Below are 19,488 nucleotides of genomic sequence, written 5' to 3' on the forward strand. Positions count from 1 at the left end.
TTTAGTTCGGGCGTTCGGTCATTTCTGCACGAATTTGCTGACGCAACAAGTCAATCGGGACCTGTTTGCCGTCGCGCTTAAAGCACCAATATGTCCAACCATTACAGCTAGGAGCGCCTTCCAATGCGGCCCCAACCTGATGAATTGAGCCTTTTACGTCCACTCCGACCAATGTGCCGTCTGCACGGACCTTGACCTTGTGGCGCTTGTTCATCGAATAGAGTTCTTCGCCAGGCTGAAGCATGCCGCGCTCGACCAATTGGCCAAAAGGAACACGTGGTTCGGCGCGCTTCGATGTCGAAACCTGCAAGCTCTCGTTGTCGAACTTGCGGATATTCTTGAGGCGTTTCTCGGCGACTTTGCGATAGTCAGCTTCGCGCTCGATTCCGATGTAATCACGGCCAAGTTTCTTGGCTACAGCGCCAGTCGTCCCTGTTCCAAAGAACGGGTCCAATACAACATCGCCGGGGTTTGTTGTGGACACCAAAATGCGGTGCAACAAGCTTTCGGGCTTTTGCGTTGGATGCGCTTTGGTACCTTCGTCATTTTTCAAACGCTCATGGCCATTACAGATCGGCAAAACCCAATCGGACCGCATTTGAATACCTTCATTGAGCGACTTGAGCGCCTCATAGTTGAAGGTATATTTGCTGGATTCCTCTTTGGACGCCCAGATCATTGTCTCATGTGCATTGGTCAGACGTTTGCCGCGAAAATTCGGCATGGGGTTGGATTTGCGCCAAACAACGTCGTTCAAAATCCAATATCCTGCGTCCTGCATGGCAGCGCCAACGCGGAAAATATTGTGATAGCTACCGATAACCCAGATCGCGCCGTTTGGCTTGAGGATACGTCGAGCAGCTGCGAGCCATGCCTTAGTGAAACGGTCATAGGTTTCAAATGAGGAGAATTTATCCCAATCATCATCTACAGCATCGACTTTTGAGTTGTCGGGGCGGTGAAGATCGCCTTTTAGCTGAAGATTATAAGGGGGATCTGCGAAAATAAGATCGACAGAGTTTTCAGGAAGACTGTTCATCACATCGATGCAATCGCCGTCAAGTATCTGGTTAAGAGGCAGCTCGAAAGCCTCTTTTGCTTTAGTATTGTTTTTCATTACTGCCTCATATGTTGCGCATTTTTGCGCTTACTTATTGAGACCAAGAATGAGTCATAATGGATTCGTCGTCAATTTCTTTTTTAAATCAATCACTTAACTTTTAGCCTTGATACAAGATATTGTGTACTGGTTTGAACGAACGTCTATGGTGTGGGGTAACCCCAAGTTTTAGAAGCGCAGACATGTGGCTTTTTGATCCATATCCCGCGTTTGTCTCCCAGCCATAACCTGGATGCTGTTGCGCTAAATCCACCATGAGGCGATCGCGGCATATTTTTGCGACAATTGAGGCCGCGGAAATCGATACTGATTTGCTATCACCTTTGATGATTGCCTCCGAACTCAAGGTAAGGTCGCGGGGAATCATATTTCCGTCGATCAAAACGTGATCGGGAACAACATTGAGGCCCGCAATCGCACGCACCATAGCGAGGTGACTCGCACGCAGAATATTGATGTCGTCGATTTCCTCCACCGAGGCATGCGCAATCGACACTTGCGCTTTTTCGAAAATCACGGCCTCCAGCGCTTCGCGTCGCTTTGCCGTTAGGAGTTTGCTGTCGTTCAAGCCTTCTGGGATGTCATTTGGATCAAGAATAACCGCCGCCGCCGTTACGGGCCCCGCGAGTGGCCCACGCCCCACTTCATCAACCCCCGCAATGATCTTGGCGCCGCGCTTCAATGCAGCCATTTCAAAGGAAAAGTCGGGGACGGGTTTGAGAGGTTTGCTGTTCATATCCCTGGATTGCCCATTCTTGGGCGACGGGCAAGCAAAAAGGGCGGGGAATTTTCCCCACCCGTTTGACACCTTAATATTCGCGGCGCTGCGTAAAGTATCCGTTATGCTGTAAACAGTTGGGGCTATAGACCTTAACGTGCTTATCGTGGCCCTTGCCTTTTCCCTTACCATGCCCCTTGCCCTTCCACTTACCTTTACCATTATTCTTAAGCTTAATTTCACATTGCTTAGGAAGATTCTGTGCGTGTCTAAAGTGCTTGTTCAGGCAGTCTTCAACATAGTAGGACCTATTGCCGTCCGTCGTCTGGAAGGACCTATAACAATTCTGCGGCAACCGTTTATTGTTATCCGTCCAACGACGGTTTGGTTTGTAGATTTGGTCTGGAATTGGCTTCACCGGGACGGCAACTGGTTTGTTGTCACGCTCACGCTCGGCGACCACGCCAATGATGCCCATCACAGCAATGGCCGCGAGGAACTTTTTCAAATCCTCATTCGCTTGAGCCGGAGCCGAGAACGACGGAACAGCCAAAACAGCGACCAAGAGTAGCGTTCGAAGATTGCGGATCATTTCAAAATTCCTTTATTTAGGTGCAATACGGAAATTGCGATGAAATGATTTTGCGCATTTGGTCGAAGTCTCTCAATATCACCTGATTGTTAGGGGATAACCGAACCTATGATATTGAATAACACGCACAATTGGCGCATGGTTTTGAAATGATGAAACACATAATCTTCGCGATTGCGCTTCTTGGTGCCGCACCCGCCTCTGCCGCATGTTATGCGGACTATAAAGCCAAGCAAGATAACCCTTTGCGACTCCATTACGGGGTTGTGAAATTGACGGATGATACCTGCGAAAAATCGGCCGCGGGGTCGGCAATTGCAAAACGGATCGGCAAAGACGGCTGGACACTTCTCACGGTCATCAGTGTTTTTAACGATGCCGCCTTGAACGGTAAGAAAGCGAGCGCGGGTGCCTACTTCCTTCGCTACTAAAGCCTCTCATTCTGGCAACCGTGTCATTCTGATTGGAACAATCGTTGTCGTCGTACTCCTCGCGGGTGCGGCGGCACTTTTGTTGTCGAACCTTCCCGATGCCAATGCGTTCAACGCGCGTGTTGAAAGTATCTTTATTGCCAACAATGATCTTACGTCCGGGGCGGAAATTAAGCTTCTAGAAATCCTTGCCCAGTCGGGAACGGCCTTTTCGGATACGCTGAACTCCTATCGCGTGACGATTCTCATTTTACTGGTTTTTGCGTCAATTATGATGGTCGTTTCGCTCGTTTTCTTGCTGACGATCCTATTTTTGAATCGCCGCATGGGAGAGGTTGAGCGCTCAGGAATTCAAGTAAATTCCCTCCTGATTAGCCGAGAGGAAAACACGGTTTACCTCAACAATATGGAATTTGTGCTTACCCCCGCCGCAATCGAAACCCTCTCGGTTTTGGCCGAAGCGAGGATGGACGATGATGTCATGACGGGGGCTCAAATCGAAGCCGTTATTTCGGGGCGCAACGAGGTCGATTGCGACGAGGCTGCGGGCGCAACACGAATCAAACGCCTGCGCGATTCACTGGGAAACCAAATGGTCAGCAATTTATTGGTTAAGAACGTTGCGCGCCGAGGGTATTTACTCTCGATTGAAAAAGACGTCATTCAAATGCTATAAGCGCACAAACTTTGATATTTTTTCCTTCTTTGCCCGCTCAATTTTTGAAACAGGATTTTTCTATGGCTCCCCTTTCCAAACGGCTTTTGATTTGCTTCACGGTCGTTTTCCTTTCGTTGGCTACGACAATTTCGGCCCAAGAGACCACAGAATCTGTATCAATCAGCACAGAACTCCAAAGCGCGAAAACAGATCAAGAGGTTCTCTCCATTCTGATGGTGCCTTTAACATCTGAGGAATTGGCTGTAGTCGCGAACGCGTGGCAAGGCATCGTCCATGCGCAAATGGACAAAATTGCCAACATTAATCTGAAAATTTTAACAGCCAGCGCCACGGAAATCGACGCTCTTCGTACGCAATTGTCCACCATGACGACCGAGCAATTTGCACTTCAGCGGAAATACCAAAGTGTTCTCAAAGCTTGGGGCCGAAAAGGGGGGCCGCTGAAGACTTGGAGAGCCATGAGAATTATTTAATTGGCCTAAAAGAGAGCAGTCTCCAAACCACTGATTCCGTCACCCTTTTGCGTACGGCGGGAAACTGGATGATCGCGCGCGACGGCGGGCTTGGAATTCTCATCAAAATCGGTACGCTTATTGTTGCCGTTTGGGTGCTGGCCTTTGTTGCGAAATTCATTCGCCGTGTTACACAGCGCGGGCTCGAGAAAATTCCGCATCTTTCGAACCTCCTAAAAGCATTCATTCTTACTGTTGTTTACTGGCTAGCTTTTGCCATTGGCATCATGGTTGTCCTTGCGGCTTTTGGCGTCAATGTTGGGCCACTGTTCGCCCTCCTTGGCGGTCTATCCTTTATTCTCGCCTTTGCTCTTCAAGACACGCTCGGAAATCTAGCGAGTGGTTTGATGATTATGATCCTCAAGCCTTTCGACACGGATGACTATATTCATACCGCTGGCACCTCTGGGGTTGTGGTTGAAATGTCGATAATTTCCACAAAAATACGCACCTTTGACAACCAAATCATTGTCATTCCGAACTCCAAAATCTGGGGCGATGTTATTACCAACGTCAACGCCTCCGATACGCGACGCGTTGATATGGTGTTTGGAATTGCCTACTCCGACAGTGCCGACCATGCGATCGGGATTCTCAAAAAATTGCTTGAGGACAATAAATTGGTGCTCAAAGATCCGGCTGCAGATGTATTCGTTGGTGAATTGGCCGACAGTTCGGTCAATATTTTCTGCCGCTCGTGGGTTAAAACCGAAGATTATTGGACCGTCTATTGGGATATGCTTGCCCGCGCCAAAACCACGTTCGAGGCCGAGGGTATTTCCATTCCGTTCCCCCAACGCGACATCCATGTTCACCAGATTACTGCCGATGCCAGCGACAAATAGAAATTATATTTTTGGAGTTTGAAATGATCAAAGTTGTTTTAGGCGCAGTTCTCGGGGCCGCAATTGTAGTTGCCGGATATTTTCTGTTGAACAAACCAGAACCAACATCGAAGCAACGTTTCAAAAGTGCGCTTGAGGATGCTGGCGATGCGGCAAAAGATGTAGTCGGAGACGTTGGAACCTCTATCGCAAAAGGCGCGTCCGACAAGGCTGCGGGCATGCCGCGCTATGTCGAACAACTCTCGGACGACACAAAAGCTAAGCTGGAAATTGAACTCACTAAATGGAGAGAGTCTGGAATTATTTCGGACGACAGTTTCGATTTTGAAAAAGCCGTCGCAGACCTCAAAAACAGCGATCTCTCAACTGCCACACAAGCTCAAATAAACAACATCCTCAAAACCCTACAAGACGCCCCAGAGACTTTTGACGCAGAAGTGACCCACCTTTAGATTATGTTTCGAGGGTCAGTCTTGGGTCAACACAGGATTTTCCTCCTTCTTCTTTTTCGCTGCTCCAGCTGAACTTGCCTTGAAGCGGAAGCTGTCGTTCCCAGTCTCCAGGATGTGGCAGCGATGGGCTAAGCGATCGAGGAGTGCGGTGGTAATTACCAGTCGCCTCAAAAGCTGCGCGCACTGGACGGCCATAACTGGCCAATGATGTGATCAACCGCTGGAAGTCCTCCATTTGGTTGAGGACAGTCAAACGGCGGCGGCGCTTTTTGCCTAGAATGGCTATCAAAACTTCATGCCGTGCTTTGGCGATGTCGATGGCCACTAAAACTGCTGCATCTTGTGCAATAACAATCTCGGTCATAGTCGGTCTCCTTTGCAGTGTGGTTTGTTGCAAAAACCACGTAGGGACCTGAGGCGAGGCTATGACCACCTGCTGCGCCATTTGGGGGCTGCGCAGGCGGTCATAGCCTCTCAACCAGCATCATTCCGAAGGTGTTACGGAACCGAGTTCACAAGCCGTGCGATCCTGAAGTGGGCCGGCGATAACAATGTGGATTGGCACTACATCGATCCCGGAAAGCCGCAGCAGAATGGCTTCATCGAAAGCTTCAACGGTAGCCTCCGAGACGAGTTGCTGAACGAAGAACTGTTTGACACGTTAGACGATGCCCGCCGTAAACTGGCCCTTTGGCGATACGACTACAACAACGTCAGACCGCACTCATCGCTGGGAAACCAAACACCCGTAGAAGCGCGTCGAGCGCTTGAGCTATTTGAAGGCTCCGCGCACGACGCGCTTGCCCAAACTGACAATGAAGAATATGAGAACCAAACCCGCAAACTCTCGTTATAATTGAGGGAGCCTTGGGGGGCAGGTCAACGCGCCCGCGCCCAGATGTCGTTTGGATGGCGGGATTTGACCCTTTGCGAGCCCAACCATGGCTGGGTTTGCTTTGATATTCCGGATGAACTGCATCCGAGAAGTAGACGGCCTCGTCGGCAGGCAAGTTATTCAGTAGGTTCGTATAAAATGCGATGAATGCGGCCTGCTTTTCAACGTCAGCCACACGGGGAAGCGCCTTTGGTTTGCGATACTCGAACCCCAGACGGGCCAGAAGCTTGATGCAGCCAGAATGAGAATAGTGGATGTTGAATTTTCCACCCATCGTAGGCGACGGCCTCCCAGTCCTCAGCCAAATATTGCTTGTGCCAGCTGCGCACTGTGTCGTCGTCCAGAAACAGAACCTTTGCGATTTGGGCACATGACATCCCATCATTCAGCAGCAAAAGCGCATTCGCCCGCCGCGCAACCCCGTGATCCTCACGCTGGCGCTTCACGCAGGATAAAAGCTCAAGGCGGTCTGCAGTGGTAAGAAAATTAGGGCGGATCATAAAGACACCTGAATCTCATTCGCTCAGTCCGTCAATGCAAAAGTCGGGTGTTCAAAAACCCCGAGTATAGCCAAACATAATAATATCTCGATATCAACGGCTCATAGAGCAATCAGAAATGAGCCTACTTACCTTAAAAACAAAGGGACTCTGCCGCCAGCGCGACAAAACAAAAATTCAACAAACCTACAAATAAGCAAAAATGTGTTGTCCAATATTTGTTTTTTTATGTCCTCTTTCAATTCATCTCACTTCGGAGCCACCGTCGCAGAAATAATCAGAAGGGCAGGGGTTCTGGTTGCAAGAGTAGAAGCGAAGCGACTCTTGCAACCACGGTTCTTTGTCCTTCATCTCTGTGAAAGACGGGGGTGAGGTAGCTATATGAATGAACATCTCGCTTTGGTGAACCAGAGTAATATCTTTTTCTTGTATCGTGCGTCCGCTCGCACACTTTCCTAATTTTAATTAACACTGGAGACTACAGTGAGAGAATTTATCGACGAAGAGACCCCCGCTTCCGCCGCGGCCGCTGGTTTCCCACCTCAGGATCAAAAGAGTGCTGCCACCAAGCTCGCGGCGAGTGCAACCGCACCAGAGCGGCGAAAGGACACAGCAAGAAAACTTATAGCCATAAAAAAGCCCCCAAGGTAAGATACTGAAAAATATATGAAATTGGTGACCCCGGCGTGATTCGAACACGCGGCCTACGGTTTAGGAAACCGTTGCTCTATCCAGCTGAGCTACGGGGCCGAGGCGGTTCGAAAAACGGTTCGCATACGAATTCCAATTCCCTAGCCATTTGTATTTACATCTCTTTTTTGACCCCAATCTGCCTCCTAGGTGGCAGATATTCTATCCTGTTGCATTACGTGGGCACAATTCGGAGAAACTGAACGCACTAGTTTTGGAAGTCAACAGGATAGGTTTGGATTGTTGCGCAATGAACGACTTTGGCGATCATTTTCTATACCCAGAACTCAACACTCTTTAGTTCCTTTATTCGAAGGATAAATACTCTACAAATAGTTGCAAAAGTTGCTGATGAAGTTAAGAGAAAAGTTGCTGTTTATAAAAGGGGAAGTGAACCAAAGGACAATACTTAAAGTTGACGTTTTCATCATTGTTGTTTTCGAAGCCCTTGTATCCAGCCAAATATAGACAGGAAGTGAAAAACTACTGCGAAACTTGGATTTTCACTTTACATTATTTGAGGGTTGGTTGTTCGAACCCACCCGGGGTCACCAGAAAAACAAGCGAAGACAATCGTTTGAAATGCCATCAACGCGCAGCGAAACATCATAATGTGTTATGAAAATTTGCACTATTACTGCGCATTAACTGAAAATGAAAACGCCGCGTCCTTTTACAAAGACAGCGGCGTTTGGTCTTCTGAGGCGTACGAAAACTCTCTAGAGGAATGTATCTCAGTTTGGGGTGTCTCTGCAAAATTAATCGTTCCCCAAGACGAATACTAACGCAGTACCTGAATGATCGTATTTAGTCGGTCTTTTGGAACTGAATGCACCTTACGGCGATTGGCTTTATGAACACGTCGGCTAATGCAAACAAAAAATGCGACTTTGTTGTCTTTATACAGGTGCTTAGACCAGATGAAGAATCTTTTGTTTAGCTCCGATACGAAGCTGCGCGCTATTATTGCCTTTATCGCTGCCGCCGTAACTTGGTTCGTCATTGCTTCACTGTATGGTGTCACTCTCCCAGTCAAACTCTGACTTCCTGACGCACCCCTTGATGTCATATGGACGTGGCCAATTTGGAGTTGCCGCGCCTAATAAATGAAGTGATGGGGGCCGTTAGGGCATTTCATGCATCCCTTTACCCCCCCCCGTCTGGTTCCTGAAATTGTCATACCATCCTTCCCCGAGCTGTTAGGAGAACGCGTACGCGGATTGGGCGGCTGTGTTCACCGCGAATTCCTTGGTGAAGTTTTTAACCCACAAAGCCGTCGATTTGGGTTCGTGGAAACAGAATTGACACCTTGATGGATCGCCTCTGCCTCACGGGCAACGCTTATCAGCGACCTCGCCCGTGGCAAACAAATCGCGAAATTTTGCATTCCGGGACAAAGCATGACTCGCTTTGTAGCGTGGCCGGACAATGGACCGAAGATTTAGTACGGTACTCTACAGGGACGGAGCTAGAGGGCGTGGGATGTGCCGATCGATTTTAACTGCGTCGAACGTCCACAGTATCCCCGTTTTTAGAGCGATGCTTCCGTACAGGCGATTCATTCCTGAAAATGCAATATAGTGAGGTTATTCTTCCTCACAGGCCTAGCGACAAATCAATGGCCTCTGACACGGTCCTATGTGCTACAAAGCGTCAATCCTAAGGAGGGAGCAAAATGCCTCACGTTGATCTAAACGGTGCCCATATTCATTTTACCGACACCGGCGGGGCTGGCGAAGTAATCGTGTTTTGACACGGCCTTTTATTTAGTGGCGCCATGTTTGAGGAACAAATCGCCCATTTCCAGAACAACTATCGCTGCATTACTTTCGATCACCGTGGTCAGGGGCAGAGTGGTGTGACCAAAGGTGGATACGATATCGACACGCTCACCCAAGATGCTGCCGCCCCTATTGCGCATCTGGGGGTCGCGCCATGTCACTTTGTCGGGTTGAGTATGGGTGGATTTGTTGGCGTACGATTGGCCGCAAAACATCCGGAATTGTTGAAAACGCTCACTCTGCTCGACACCTCCGCGGACCTTGAACCGATCGAGAACGGGCCGAAATACCGTATGCTCAATTTTGTTGTCCGCTGGATCGGTCTGTTGGCCGTAACGGGGCGCGTTTCGCCGATCATGTTCGGGCAGACATTCCTGAACGACGCGGCTCGGGTGAAGGAAAAGAAACGGTGGGCGGATGCGATTGCAGGCAATCATCGCATTGGTATATCGCGGGCGGTGTCGGGCGTGATTGAGCACGATGGCTGTGCCGAACTTCTGAACAAGGTCAAATTGCCCGTCGGGATTGGCGTTGGGGAGGAAGATGTCGCCACTGACCTTGAAAAACCCGAACGCCTACATGCGGCGATTGAGGGGTCGGAACTATTCGTCCTAAAGGGCGCTGGCCATTCCTCTTCAATCAAGGCGCCAAAATTGGTCAACGACCTCATTTAGCGGACAATAGGCCGTATGACAAAAGGGGGAACTTTCGAGAGAACTTTTGTTGCCGCCCCTATTGCGACACTACCATATTTCTTGATACTTGCGCACGTAAGCGACTTCCCCAATCTAGTGTTTCAGACTTGCTACCTATTTGAATACATTGCAAGATCAAGTCGAGCCCGCATGATTAATGGACATAGCACCCAATGCCTAAGACCCCTTCTGAGACAGTAAATCCGGACTCTAAAAAACTTGGAACCCTGTCGACCCTGTCGATTGGCCTCGGCGGAATGGTCGGCGGCGGAATCTTTGCTGTAACGGGGTTGACGATAGAGTTGACCAAACAGGCCGCACCACTTGCCTTTGTCATTGCTGGGATTGTGGCCTTGCTGACCAGCTATTCCTATCTGAAATTGACGCTGGCCTATCCGGGCGAGGGCGGTACTGTTGATTTCCTCTGTCGCGGTTTTGGAACGGGTTTATTCACGGGGGCCGCCAATATCCTCCTCCTGCTGAGCTATGTAGTTTTGCTGGCGATTTATGCCTATGCCTTCGGAAGTTATGGCGCGGATCTCTTTCCTCATGAGTCGCAAAATTTCCTGATACATTTATTAACCAGCGGCGTCATAATCGGCCTCGTCGGCTTGAACGTTCTGGCATCAAAACTCGTCATCAAATCCGAAAATGTGTTCAATATCATCAAAATGGTCCTGTTGGTCGGTTTCATCATTGCCGGCTTCCTCACACCGATGGACTGGACACGATTGGACCCCGTCGGCGCCGTGACGCCCGTCGCTCTCATTGCAGGCAGTATGCTGATTTTCCTGAATTTTGAGGGGTTTGAGCTGATCGCCAATGCTTCCAAAGATGTGGCCGACCCGCGCCGCTCTCTACCGATTGCCTACATCGGCGGAGTGCTCATTGTCATTGTCCTCTATGTCCTGATTGTGAGCGTTGTTTTGGGGCATATGAGTCTTGAGCAGGTCGGCGCCAATAGGGACACGGCACTCTCCGCTGCGGGCCGCGAGGTTCTGGGCAAGACCGGATATATTGCTATCGTCGTGGCCGCCTTAATGGCCACAAGCTCGGCGATCAATGCAACGTTTTTTAGTACAGGTCGCTTGGCCTATGTCATTGCCAAGACGGGGCAGTTGCCCAAGGAAATCGAACGAACAATCAGAAACGAACATTCCGAGGGGGCCATCATTTGCGCGGCTCTGGCACTAATCGTTGCCAATTTCATTCCCCTGCAAGCCATTGCAACAGCGGGCAGCGCCGGTTTTTTGCTCCTGTTTTTCTTCGTGAATGTCGCGAGTGTCCGATTGGCCAAAGAAACGGGCGCTCGGGCGTGGATATCTGGCCTTGCGGCCTTCACCACCGCGGGAGCCTTGGGCGCGCTATGCTGGAAAGTCGCCGAAAACCCAGCAACACGTAGCCACCTTGTGGTCGTGGGCGTGATGATCGTGGCCTCTGTGTTAATCGAGTTTCTTTATCGCTCGGCAACCGGTCGCAAAATATCCCTCAGACGCCATAAAGCAATCTGATTTGGGCAGGTGTTTTTAGCCGAGGCTACGCGGTTTTATATTGCGTTTCGCCGTTTCCAAATATGCCGATCCATAATGCTTACTAGGCTCTAATGTGGCGTTTTCGGCCCATTCGTTCCATGCGTTAATAAACAACTCGTTCCGATAGGACCCTTCAAGGCGATGGGCGCGTATCGACTTCAACCAACGATCAAATGATTGCGGGTTGGCCCCATAGGCCATATGCGCGGCAGCCCCACGACGCGCTGTATTGTCCCAGCTTGGCATAACCCCGGCAATTGTATTGGCAGGGAGGCCACGCACGTAGGATTTCTTCGCGCTGTTTTCAATCACACCGTTATAGCTATAGATAAGACCTGAAAAAGAGCCTGAATACTCGGAATCAAGGCTATCAATTTCGATCAAATCTTTTTCAACGACCATTCCGTGCGGAGGCATTTCAATCCAAAAATCAAAAACGTCTTCGGCGACAGATTGATCTGCCGAAATATGGAACCGTACCGCGCCCAACTCCACTTCACCAATTCCAGAATCGCGCCAAGCTTGCCGCATTAGACACACATTTTGAGCGGGGTTCGGCATGTCTTCGGGGCGATAAATCACGAATCTTGGGTCGCGACCATTTGGCCGTTGATAGCGAGCGTCCCGCATATATGGGAGGCTGTCCTCGACCAAACGCTCTTCAAAACCTTCGCCATAGGATTGATCCAGAAGGATTTCGCCCGAGAGGCCATCCCAATTGCGCCGCCAGCTTTCGTTGGCCCAACAAAGATAGAATGGGAAGTCAATTTCTGGGGTGTTAAGGAGGTTATTCATCGGCGTTTCTAAGATACGCGTCCGATCAAACCAGTAGTGATAGACACAAAACGCGTCGATCCCGGCATCCTTGGCCAACTCGGCCTGCTGCCCCATGACCGACGGCAATCGCAAATCATAGAACCCTAAATCGGCGGGTAAAACGGGTTGTTGGTGGGTTTTGTACTGGGGTTTCGCAGCGACGGTCGACGTCCATTCGGTAAACCCTTTGCCCCACCATTTGTCATTCATTTCAGTTGGATGGAACTGCGGCAGATAAAAACAGGAGGTAAATTCAGGCAATGGCAATGGGTCAGCAACAGGTCTCGACATGATTTCGGAGGTTTGACGCGTGGTCTGCCCCCCATTTGTAGCCAAGAACCCGACACCGCGTTCAAACGCATGGGCGAGTGTTCCGTCGACCTGACCCAACTCATATTCGAAATCGTCCTCTGTCAGACGCATCCCCTTTATCATAGACAAGATTTCGGGCTTCAACCAATAAATGGACCCCGCTGGGAATGAAATCCCCTTCTCTGTGATAGGAACTTCGACCCGCGCCAACATCGCTTTTGTCCGCTCGAAATTAGACCCCCACCAGCGAGTTTCGGTAAAATGTTGACCGTCTGCAACAAGGAAGCCTGCGGTCTCATCTGCCAGGAATGCATCAGTGATAAGGGACGTATTTTGCCCATCTAGAAGACCCGAAATCAAGTGATCTCGCCATTTTTCGCCATCGGTTCGATGCGGGGATTTCTTGGTATGAAACTTACAAATCGCGGAATAACCGTCCAGAACACTCGAATTCGCGAGATAGACAAAAGGGAAGATATCGCGACCGTGGTTATGCAACTCAAAACAACGCGCAGACGGGAAAGTCGCGCGAATATTGGCGAACATTTCATCCGTTTCACTCGGATCAAAGGTCGCTGTCACAAACAGGTCAAATTCGATATCTAGATCCAACAGACGCGCCTTAAAGTCTGACCACAAGTCATGATAAAACACGTGGATGACGATGGCAAACTTGGCCTTTTGGCCCTCGATCAAGGGTCTGACAACTGCAGTTCTCTTCCCATCTCGCGAGGACGCACCCGGGCGCACAGCAGTCGCACGTCCTTCGTTTTTGCCGCGCTCCAGATAATGCCGCAGGGCCTGTCTATGTTCAGGGCCAATATCTTTGTTCAAACGCAGGTAATCTCTGGGAGCGAAATCTGGGTTGGGACGCGCCCGCACTAATTGCGACAATGTCGACATTGATAGAGACGTCGGAAATGATATCAGAGCCTGTACCCGTGGCAAACACAAAGGTGTCACCAATGATCACATCTCCGTCAGCATCACCACCACTCGCAACGCCCGTTTCAAGATCGATATTCACACTGGTTGAGGATGTGAAATAGCTCAGGACGCCTTGGCCGCCTCCGCCATCCAACGTATCCGCCCCTGCTCCTCCCTCAAGAACGTCATCGGCTTCACCGCCGTGTATGAAGTCACCACCTTGTGACCCAGGCGCGCGCTACTTCCAACTGCGACTCTTGTTAGAAAACAGTATGTTATCTGACCGGAGGAATCGGCATGGGAACGACTTATACACAGCTTAGTATCACAGAACGCCGCAGAATTGAACGCTGGAAGCACACAAAAGTCCCTGTTGATGAGATGGCGCGTGTGCTGAAGCGTTGTCGATCAACAATTTACAGAGAATTGAGACGCAATCACTTCTCAGATGAAAGCTTGCCCAAATACGCTGGATACTATGGTGAAGCGGCTCATACGAAGACGGCAGATAGGCGCGCAAGGCAGCGCAAGCTAATTAAACATCCGAGCTTGTGCGACAGCGTAATTAGACAGCTTAAGAACGGTTGGACACCCGAGCAAATTGGCAATCGGATGATCCTCGAGAAAGCGCCGCTAAGGGTCTGTCAGGAAACGATTTACCGCTACATCTATTCCAAAGACGGCATGAACCAAGAATTGTGGTGGTATCTGCCGACGCATCGCATGTCGCGAAAACCACGCCGTGCGCGCAAACGCCAGCCACCTAAGTTCCATCGCGATGTCAGTATCTTGTTCAGGCCGGATGATGTTGCTCACCGGCGTCAGTTTGGCCACTGGGAGGCAGATTTAATGTTGTTCAAACAAACGCTTGGACAGACAAATGTCACAACTCTAGTTGAACGCGTGAGCCGCTTCACACTGATCTTAAAGAACCCAAATAGGCGCACTAAGCCGGTCATGGGGAAAATCATGAAGGCAATCAAAGATTTGCCCCATGTCGGGCGCAGATCTATTACTTTTGATCGCGGCACTGAGCTTGTTTCCTGGCCACATCTGCAAGCTGAGATTGGCCCGCAGACCTGGTTCTGTGACCCCTCTTCACCGTGGCAGAAAGGCACGGTGAAGAACACCAATCGAAGGGCGAGACGTTGGTTGCCCCGCAAATAGAGACATTAGAAGAATGACGGATCACGACATCAAAGAAATCAGTGACCGCCTGAACAGCACACCCCGCAAATGTCTCGGCTGGAAGACACCAGCTGAAGTCTTCCGTGAAAAGATGTTGGAGGAAATGCGATGAGCGCCCTACCCTAAGGCCTAACAAGAGTCGCACTTCAAGCATCGCTCACACAATAATCGTTTCGTCACTGCTGTCTCCGCTAATTAAAAACGTGTGGGTATAAGCGTCGTTAGCATCAAAAACCGTAACGCCTGATAGGGTGAGAAAGGTGATACTTCCCATCGCCACTCTTGTTATTTCCTGAGTATTCGCATGGCTATACTCGGGGTTTTTGAACACCCGACTTTTGCATTGGTGGACTGAGCGAATGAGTTTCAGGTGTCTTTATGATCCGCCCTAATTTTCTTACCACTGCAGACCGCCTTGAGCTTTTATCCTGCGTGAAGCGCCAGCGTGAGGATTACGGGGTTGCGCGGCGGGCGAATGCGCTTTCGCTGCTGAATGATGGGATGTCATGTGCCCAAATCGCAAAGGTTCTGTTTCTGGACGACGACACGGTGCGCAGCTGGCACAAGCAATATTTGGCTGAGGACTGGGAGGCCGTCGCCTACGATGGGTGGAAAGGCGGGCAGTCACGGATGACGATTGCTCATGAGGCGGATTTGAGCGAATGGCTTGAGGAACGGTTCTGCCGTTCAACGGCGCAGATCAGAGCCTATATGGGTGCAAAATTCAACATCCACTATCTCATTCTGGCTGCATCAAGCTTCTGGCCCGTCTGGGGTTCGAGTATCGCAAACCAAAGGCGCTGCCCCGTGTGGCTGACGTTGAAAAGCAGGCCGCATTCATCGCATTTCATACGAACCTACTGAATAACTTGCCTGCCGACGAGGCCGTCGACTTCTCGGATGCAGTTCATCCGGAATATCAAAGCAAACCCAGCCATGGTTGGGCTCGCAAAGGGTCAAATCCCGCCATCCAAACGACATCTGGGCGCGTGAACATTCACGGCGCTCTGAACCTGGAAACCTTTGACGCGCCCTTCGTTGAACCAACCACCGTCGATGGGGTCAGCTCCGTTTAGCTTCTCGCCAAAATTGAGGCCAGAAACCCTGACAAACGTATCATTCACGTCATTTGGGACAATGCCCCATACCACAAAGGCCCCAATGTCAGAGCGTTCCTGTCGCGCAAAAACTGTCGCATTCACCTGATCCAACTACCGCCCTATTGCCCTCATCTCAATCCCATTGAGAGGCTCTGGGCCGTCATGCACAGCCACGTCACCCATAATCGGCACTATCCAACGCAAAAACACTTCGCCAACCCAATCTTGAACTTTATGCGAGAGGTCGTCCCAAAAAAGTGGCGCAACTTTCGAGATCAAGTAACTGATAACTTCCGCATCATCTCACATCGCAACGTTCGGGTTGTGCTGTAGCCGCTGTATAGCAATAGGCAAATGATCAAATGGGGAATCCAGTGTCGACACAGAAGGTAAATCCTGCCGCTCCCAAACCAGCGGCGGCAACACCAAAGCCAACCGTGGTTACCATTGCACCACCAGCTAACAGAGCCAAATTAGAGCGGCGGCATGGGCTTATCGCTGTCCTTTTTGTCCTTATTGTTGTTGTGCCAGTGGGCCTCTGGGCCGGTTATCTTTATCAACGTGCTGAAGATCAATTCGTATCCACCGTCGGATTTTCCGTTCGAACAGAAGAAGCGCAATCGCCACTGGATATATTGGGTGGCTTGGGTAGCCTTTCCGGATCGGGCTCCAGCGACGCGGATATTCTCTATGAATTCATCCAGAGCCAAATCATGGTCCAAACCATCGACGCACAACTCGACCTACGAAAGCTGTTCTCTATTCCCGAAACCGATCCAATTTTCTCGTTTGATCCGGAAGGTTCAATAGAAGATCTGGTTAAGTATTGGCAACGCATGATCCGCGTAAACTACGATACCGGCACACAACTTATTGAACTCCAAGTTCGGGCCTTCACTCCGCAAGACGCCCAAAATATCGCACAAGCAATTTTTGAGGAAAACTCGCGAATGATTAACGCGCTTAGCGCGATTGCCAGAGAAGACACAACGCGTTACGCCCGCGAAGAGCTGGACAAATCCGTCGCGCGCCTGAAAATCGCGCGGGAGAATATGACTCAATTTAGGCTGCAACATCAAATCGCCGACCCGGAAACAGAAATCGTGGTGCAAACGGGCCTAATGAATGCCCTTCAACAACGGCTTTCGGACGCTCTGATCGAACTTGATTTGCTCAGTGACATTGCGTCGAAAACCGACCCTCGGATCACCCTCGCCCAGCGAAAAATCGACGTTATTCATGCGCGGATCAATGATGAACGGCGGAAGTTTGGGTCCAATCCAACCGGCCAAGGTGGCGAAGATTTTTCCACAATGATCGGCGAATTTGAAAGCCTGATTGTTGATCGTGAGTTTGCCGAGAAATCCTATCTTGCCGCCCTGCAGGCCTATGATTTTGCTTTGGCCGAGGCCAGTCGTCAGAGCCGGTATTTGGCTGCCTATGTGAAACCAACCTTGGCAGAAACAGCCCTTCATCCAAAACGCGAGCTACTGTTAGGTCTAGCAGCCCTGTTTTTATTCATGATCTGGGCAATTCTAACGCTGGTCCTATATTCCATCCGAGATCGCCGGTAATTCGATGATTCAGCTTTCAAATCTCAGCAAGACTTTCTTTCTGAATGGGAAGTCCAAAGTTGTTGCGAAGAACATTAATGCGGTCTTCCCGTCTGGTGTTTCGATTGGGCTTTTGGGGCGAAATGGAGCAGGCAAATCCACGATGCTGCAAATGATTTCCGGCACGCAACGGCCAACCTCTGGTTCGATAAGTTCAACAGGGTCAATTTCCTATCCGGTTGGTTTTGCAGGAAGCTTTCATCCGGAACTCACAGGGTCTCAAAATGCACGGTTCGTTGCGCGTATTTACGGTGTGGATACGGAAAAATTGACCGAATTTGTTAAAGATTTCGCCGAATTGGGCGTGCACTTCGACCTACCGTTTCGAACCTATTCCTCGGGAATGCGATCGCGTTTGGCATTTGGCGTATCGATGGGAATCAAATTTGATACCTACCTCGTGGATGAGGTTACATCTGTTGGCGACGCTGCGTTTCAAACAAAAAGTTCCGCGCTTTTTCAAGAACGCATGAAGACGAGTGGCGCAATTGTTGTGTCTCACTCCCTGCCGATGATAAGGAAATTGTGTTCGGCCGGTGCGGTTCTAGAGAAAGGCCGCCTTTTTTACTACGACGGTATTGAAGATGCCATTAAGCACTATAACCACGTGATTCAGGGTCGAACCCCGCCTTGGATTGTCGAATACTAGCCGTATCCCACGGAATAGAGCCTAATCAGAGCCAAAAAGATCACGCGTAAACACTTTGTCAGCGACACTAAGAAGCTCGCTGGATGTTCGGTTTGCCACGATCACATCGGAACATCTTTTGAATTCCTCAAAGTCCGAGAAAACCTTGGAATGGAAAAATTCTTTTTCACGCAAAGCGGGTTCATAGACAATTACGTCAATACCCTTGGCCTTAATCCGCTTCATGATCCCTTGAATCGAACTTTGGCGAAAATTGTCTGAGCCTGTTTTCATAACAAGGCGATATATACCGACAACTTTAGGGCCACGTGCGATGATTTGATCGGCGACAAAATCTTTGCGGGTGCGGTTCGCATCCACAATGGCACGGATCAAGTTTTGTGGAACCTCCGAATAGTTTGCCAACAATTGCTTGCTGTCTTTGGGTAGGCAATACCCGCCATATCCAAACGACGGGTTGTTGTAATGGCTTCCAATGCGTGGATCCAAGCCAACACCTTCAATAATCTGACGTGCATCCATTCCCGAAGCCAAGGCGTAACTGTCCAATTCGTTAAAATAGGCAACGCGCATCGCCAAGAACGTATTAGCAAAAAGTTTGATCGCTTCTGCTTCGGATGCGCCAGTAAAAAGGGTCTCGATGTCCTCTTTTATAGCGCCTTCCTTCAGCAGATCAGCGAATATCTTCGCCCGCTCGCTCTTTTCACCGACAACAATTCGGCTAGGATATAGGTTATCATAAAGTGCACTCCCTTCCCGTAGGAATTCGGGGCTAAAAACAACTTGAGTAGTCTCTAACTCCGCTGAAATTCTCTTTGTAAAACCCACTGGTATCGTTGATTTTACAACAATGGTTGCCGTGGTGTTCACGGAAATGACTTCCTTGATAACCGCCTCAACTGTGGATGTATCAAAGAAATTTGTCGAGGGATCGTAATTGGTTGGCGTCGCAACAATGACATAGTCGGCATCACTATAGGCGCGATTCCGATCGTCTGTTGCCAACAGTGAAAGTTGCTTATTGCTCAAAAATTCCTGAAGTTCCGCGTCTGCAACTGGGCTTCGGCGCGCATTCACCGCCTCCACACGTGATATGTCCAAATCCACAGCGATCACGTCGTTATTTTGTGCCAATAAGACCGCATTTGACAAGCCCACATACCCAATCCCAGCTACACAAATCTTCACGTCAATTCCTAACTTTAAAACTCATATTCTCGTACGCTTGTTCTATCAGAGGTTCAGAAAAGACACACACTGAATTCAACCCTCGCAAGAACACGGTTCAATTCTGTTGCTCAACTGGACAATTTCTTGCCTTGCGATCTAAGCTACCGGCTATACTGTTCCCAAATATTGTATGGGTGGGATTTGATTTTCGTGACAAGAAACGCACGAAAACCCAGCGTAAGACACGTATTGTTACGCTCAAACATGGGCA

20 protein-coding genes, 1 tRNA gene and 4 pseudogenes are annotated in these 19,488 nt (G+C 49.8%); 14 read left to right on the forward strand and 11 right to left on the reverse strand.

The window, feature by feature from the left end; genetic code table 11:
• Window position 1: 1 nt before the first annotated feature.
• From RC74_RS05545 to RC74_RS05555, 3 genes are all read right to left on the reverse strand, one after another.
• Entirely contained in the window at window positions 2–1,117 is a 1,116-nt protein-coding gene (locus RC74_RS05545; RefSeq protein WP_039003344.1) for a site-specific DNA-methyltransferase, read from the reverse strand.
• Window positions 1,118–1,220: 103 nt separating this feature from the next.
• Window positions 1,221–1,856: a ribonuclease HII gene (locus RC74_RS05550; RefSeq protein WP_039003343.1), complete on the reverse strand. Its 636-nt coding sequence runs from the start codon at window positions 1,854–1,856 to the stop codon at window positions 1,221–1,223.
• Between the two features lie 73 nt (window positions 1,857–1,929).
• Complete coding sequence (locus RC74_RS05555) at window positions 1,930–2,430, reverse strand: hypothetical protein (RefSeq protein ID WP_052274956.1); 501 nt, start codon at window positions 2,428–2,430, stop codon at window positions 1,930–1,932.
• Between the two features lie 152 nt (window positions 2,431–2,582).
• Between RC74_RS05555 and RC74_RS05560 the strand changes: the two genes are divergently transcribed.
• The 5 genes from RC74_RS05560 (at window position 2,583) to RC74_RS05580 (ending at window position 5,349) form a co-directional block, all read left to right on the forward strand.
• Window positions 2,583–2,861, forward strand: coding sequence for a hypothetical protein (locus tag RC74_RS05560; protein WP_062628406.1), 279 nt, complete (start codon window positions 2,583–2,585; stop codon window positions 2,859–2,861).
• The gene (locus RC74_RS05565) at window positions 2,839–3,537 is read left to right on the forward strand and encodes a winged helix-turn-helix domain-containing protein (protein ID WP_039003342.1); all 699 of its coding nucleotides are present in this window, start codon (window positions 2,839–2,841) and stop codon (window positions 3,535–3,537) included. The genes RC74_RS05560 and RC74_RS05565 overlap by 23 nt, the downstream gene beginning before the upstream one ends.
• Window positions 3,538–3,599: 62 nt before the next feature.
• On the forward strand, window positions 3,600–4,013 hold the full coding sequence (locus tag RC74_RS05570; protein WP_062628148.1) for a hypothetical protein: 414 nt from the start codon (window positions 3,600–3,602) through the stop codon (window positions 4,011–4,013).
• A 68-nt stretch (window positions 4,014–4,081) separates the two neighbouring features.
• Window positions 4,082–4,897, forward strand: a complete 816-nt coding sequence (locus RC74_RS05575; protein WP_156477416.1) for a mechanosensitive ion channel family protein — start codon at window positions 4,082–4,084, stop codon at window positions 4,895–4,897.
• 23 nt (window positions 4,898–4,920) lie between these two features.
• Window positions 4,921–5,349 carry a hypothetical protein gene (locus RC74_RS05580; RefSeq protein ID WP_039003341.1) on the forward strand — a complete coding sequence of 143 codons (429 nt, stop codon included), beginning with the start codon at window positions 4,921–4,923 and terminating at the stop codon, window positions 5,347–5,349.
• A 15-nt stretch (window positions 5,350–5,364) separates the two neighbouring features.
• Here the strand turns inward: RC74_RS05580 and RC74_RS22670 are convergent.
• Window positions 5,365–5,505 (reverse strand): annotated as a pseudogene (locus RC74_RS22670) (ATP-binding protein); the annotation flags it as partial.
• Window positions 5,495–5,713: pseudogene (locus RC74_RS22050) on the reverse strand (IS110 family transposase); the annotation flags it as partial. The pseudogenes RC74_RS22670 and RC74_RS22050, both read right to left, overlap by 11 nt.
• A gap of 135 nt (window positions 5,714–5,848) precedes the next feature.
• On the opposite strand from RC74_RS22050, the pseudogene RC74_RS05590 reads away from it, so the two are divergent.
• Window positions 5,849–6,097 (forward strand): annotated as a pseudogene (locus RC74_RS05590) (integrase core domain-containing protein); the annotation flags it as partial.
• Here RC74_RS05590 and RC74_RS23845 read toward each other — a convergent pair.
• The 3 genes from RC74_RS23845 to RC74_RS05600 all read right to left on the reverse strand — a co-directional run bounded on the left by RC74_RS23845 (window position 6,063) and on the right by RC74_RS05600 (window position 7,494).
• Window positions 6,063–6,518, reverse strand: a complete 456-nt coding sequence (locus RC74_RS23845) for a winged helix-turn-helix domain-containing protein (protein ID WP_470295038.1) — start codon at window positions 6,516–6,518, stop codon at window positions 6,063–6,065. The pseudogene RC74_RS05590 and the gene RC74_RS23845 sit on opposite strands and share 35 nt — an antisense overlap.
• Entirely contained in the window at window positions 6,412–6,744 is a 333-nt protein-coding gene (locus tag RC74_RS23850) for a helix-turn-helix domain-containing protein (RefSeq protein ID WP_052275040.1), read from the reverse strand. Before RC74_RS23850 ends, RC74_RS23845 begins: the two co-directional genes overlap by 107 nt.
• Window positions 6,745–7,417: 673 nt before the next feature.
• Window positions 7,418–7,494 (reverse strand) — tRNA-Arg (locus RC74_RS05600).
• Window positions 7,495–9,211: 1,717 nt separating this feature from the next.
• Here RC74_RS05600 and RC74_RS05605 point away from each other — a divergent pair.
• Window positions 9,212–9,889 carry an alpha/beta fold hydrolase gene (locus RC74_RS05605; RefSeq protein ID WP_218918114.1) on the forward strand — a complete coding sequence of 226 codons (678 nt, stop codon included), beginning with the start codon at window positions 9,212–9,214 and terminating at the stop codon, window positions 9,887–9,889.
• A gap of 194 nt (window positions 9,890–10,083) precedes the next feature.
• A complete protein-coding gene (locus RC74_RS05610; RefSeq protein WP_052275041.1) occupies window positions 10,084–11,421 on the forward strand; it encodes an APC family permease in 1,338 nt (445 codons plus the stop codon).
• A 15-nt stretch (window positions 11,422–11,436) separates the two neighbouring features.
• Here the strand turns inward: RC74_RS05610 and RC74_RS05615 are convergent, their stop codons facing one another.
• Both RC74_RS05615 and RC74_RS22485 read right to left on the reverse strand, forming a co-directional pair.
• On the reverse strand, window positions 11,437–13,404 hold the full coding sequence (locus RC74_RS05615; RefSeq protein ID WP_236940030.1) for a glycoside hydrolase family 99-like domain-containing protein: 1,968 nt from the start codon (window positions 13,402–13,404) through the stop codon (window positions 11,437–11,439).
• A complete protein-coding gene (locus tag RC74_RS22485) occupies window positions 13,382–13,651 on the reverse strand; it encodes a hypothetical protein (RefSeq protein WP_236940031.1) in 270 nt (89 codons plus the stop codon). The genes RC74_RS05615 and RC74_RS22485 overlap by 23 nt, the downstream gene beginning before the upstream one ends.
• Window positions 13,652–13,794: 143 nt before the next feature.
• Here RC74_RS22485 and RC74_RS05620 point away from each other — a divergent pair.
• From RC74_RS05620 to RC74_RS05640, 6 genes and pseudogenes are all read left to right on the forward strand, one after another.
• Window positions 13,795–14,797, forward strand: a pseudogene (locus RC74_RS05620) (IS30 family transposase).
• A 266-nt stretch (window positions 14,798–15,063) separates the two neighbouring features.
• A complete protein-coding gene (locus RC74_RS22870; protein ID WP_052274665.1) occupies window positions 15,064–15,549 on the forward strand; it encodes a helix-turn-helix domain-containing protein in 486 nt (161 codons plus the stop codon).
• A complete protein-coding gene (locus RC74_RS22875; RefSeq protein WP_236940032.1) occupies window positions 15,495–15,761 on the forward strand; it encodes a transposase in 267 nt (88 codons plus the stop codon). Before RC74_RS22870 ends, RC74_RS22875 begins: the two co-directional genes overlap by 55 nt.
• Before the next feature lie 51 nt (window positions 15,762–15,812).
• Window positions 15,813–16,118 carry a transposase gene (locus RC74_RS22880; RefSeq protein WP_236940069.1) on the forward strand — a complete coding sequence of 102 codons (306 nt, stop codon included), beginning with the start codon at window positions 15,813–15,815 and terminating at the stop codon, window positions 16,116–16,118.
• 41 nt (window positions 16,119–16,159) lie between these two features.
• Window positions 16,160–17,359 carry a KpsE/RkpR family capsule polysaccharide export protein gene (locus RC74_RS05635; RefSeq protein ID WP_236940033.1) on the forward strand — a complete coding sequence of 400 codons (1,200 nt, stop codon included), beginning with the start codon at window positions 16,160–16,162 and terminating at the stop codon, window positions 17,357–17,359.
• A 4-nt stretch (window positions 17,360–17,363) separates the two neighbouring features.
• Entirely contained in the window at window positions 17,364–18,047 is a 684-nt protein-coding gene (locus RC74_RS05640; protein ID WP_039002920.1) for an ABC transporter ATP-binding protein, read from the forward strand.
• Window positions 18,048–18,068: 21 nt separating this feature from the next.
• On the opposite strand, the gene RC74_RS05645 is transcribed toward RC74_RS05640, so the two are convergent.
• The gene (locus RC74_RS05645; RefSeq protein WP_039002919.1) at window positions 18,069–19,235 is read right to left on the reverse strand and encodes a nucleotide sugar dehydrogenase; all 1,167 of its coding nucleotides are present in this window, start codon (window positions 19,233–19,235) and stop codon (window positions 18,069–18,071) included.
• Window positions 19,236–19,488: the final 253 nt, after the last annotated feature.

The sequence above is a fragment of the Falsihalocynthiibacter arcticus genome (genome assembly GCF_000812665.2).
Lineage (GTDB): Bacteria > Pseudomonadota > Alphaproteobacteria > Rhodobacterales > Rhodobacteraceae > Falsihalocynthiibacter > Falsihalocynthiibacter arcticus.

What these genes read in the sequence shown, in the direction of transcription:
- RC74_RS05545 (WP_039003344.1), bottom strand. Translation starts at nt 1,117, where the DNA reads ATGAAAAACAATACTAAAGCAAAAGAGGCTTTCGAGCTGCCTCTTAAC.
- RC74_RS05550 (WP_039003343.1), bottom strand. Translation starts at nt 1,856, where the DNA reads ATGAACAGCAAACCTCTCAAACCCGTCCCCGACTTTTCCTTTGAAATG.
- RC74_RS05555 (WP_052274956.1), bottom strand. Translation starts at nt 2,430, where the DNA reads ATGATCCGCAATCTTCGAACGCTACTCTTGGTCGCTGTTTTGGCTGTT.
- RC74_RS05560 (WP_062628406.1), top strand. Translation starts at nt 2,583, where the DNA reads ATGAAACACATAATCTTCGCGATTGCGCTTCTTGGTGCCGCACCCGCC.
- RC74_RS05570 (WP_062628148.1), top strand. Translation starts at nt 3,600, where the DNA reads ATGGCTCCCCTTTCCAAACGGCTTTTGATTTGCTTCACGGTCGTTTTC.
- RC74_RS05575 (WP_156477416.1), top strand. Translation starts at nt 4,082, where the DNA reads ATGATCGCGCGCGACGGCGGGCTTGGAATTCTCATCAAAATCGGTACG.
- RC74_RS05580 (WP_039003341.1), top strand. Translation starts at nt 4,921, where the DNA reads ATGATCAAAGTTGTTTTAGGCGCAGTTCTCGGGGCCGCAATTGTAGTT.
- RC74_RS23845 (WP_470295038.1), bottom strand. Translation starts at nt 6,518, where the DNA reads ATGGGTGGAAAATTCAACATCCACTATTCTCATTCTGGCTGCATCAAG.
- RC74_RS23850 (WP_052275040.1), bottom strand. Translation starts at nt 6,744, where the DNA reads ATGATCCGCCCTAATTTTCTTACCACTGCAGACCGCCTTGAGCTTTTA.
- RC74_RS05605 (WP_218918114.1), top strand. Translation starts at nt 9,212, where the DNA reads ATGTTTGAGGAACAAATCGCCCATTTCCAGAACAACTATCGCTGCATT.
- RC74_RS05610 (WP_052275041.1), top strand. Translation starts at nt 10,084, where the DNA reads ATGCCTAAGACCCCTTCTGAGACAGTAAATCCGGACTCTAAAAAACTT.
- RC74_RS22870 (WP_052274665.1), top strand. Translation starts at nt 15,064, where the DNA reads ATGATCCGCCCTAATTTTCTTACCACTGCAGACCGCCTTGAGCTTTTA.
- RC74_RS05640 (WP_039002920.1), top strand. Translation starts at nt 17,364, where the DNA reads ATGATTCAGCTTTCAAATCTCAGCAAGACTTTCTTTCTGAATGGGAAG.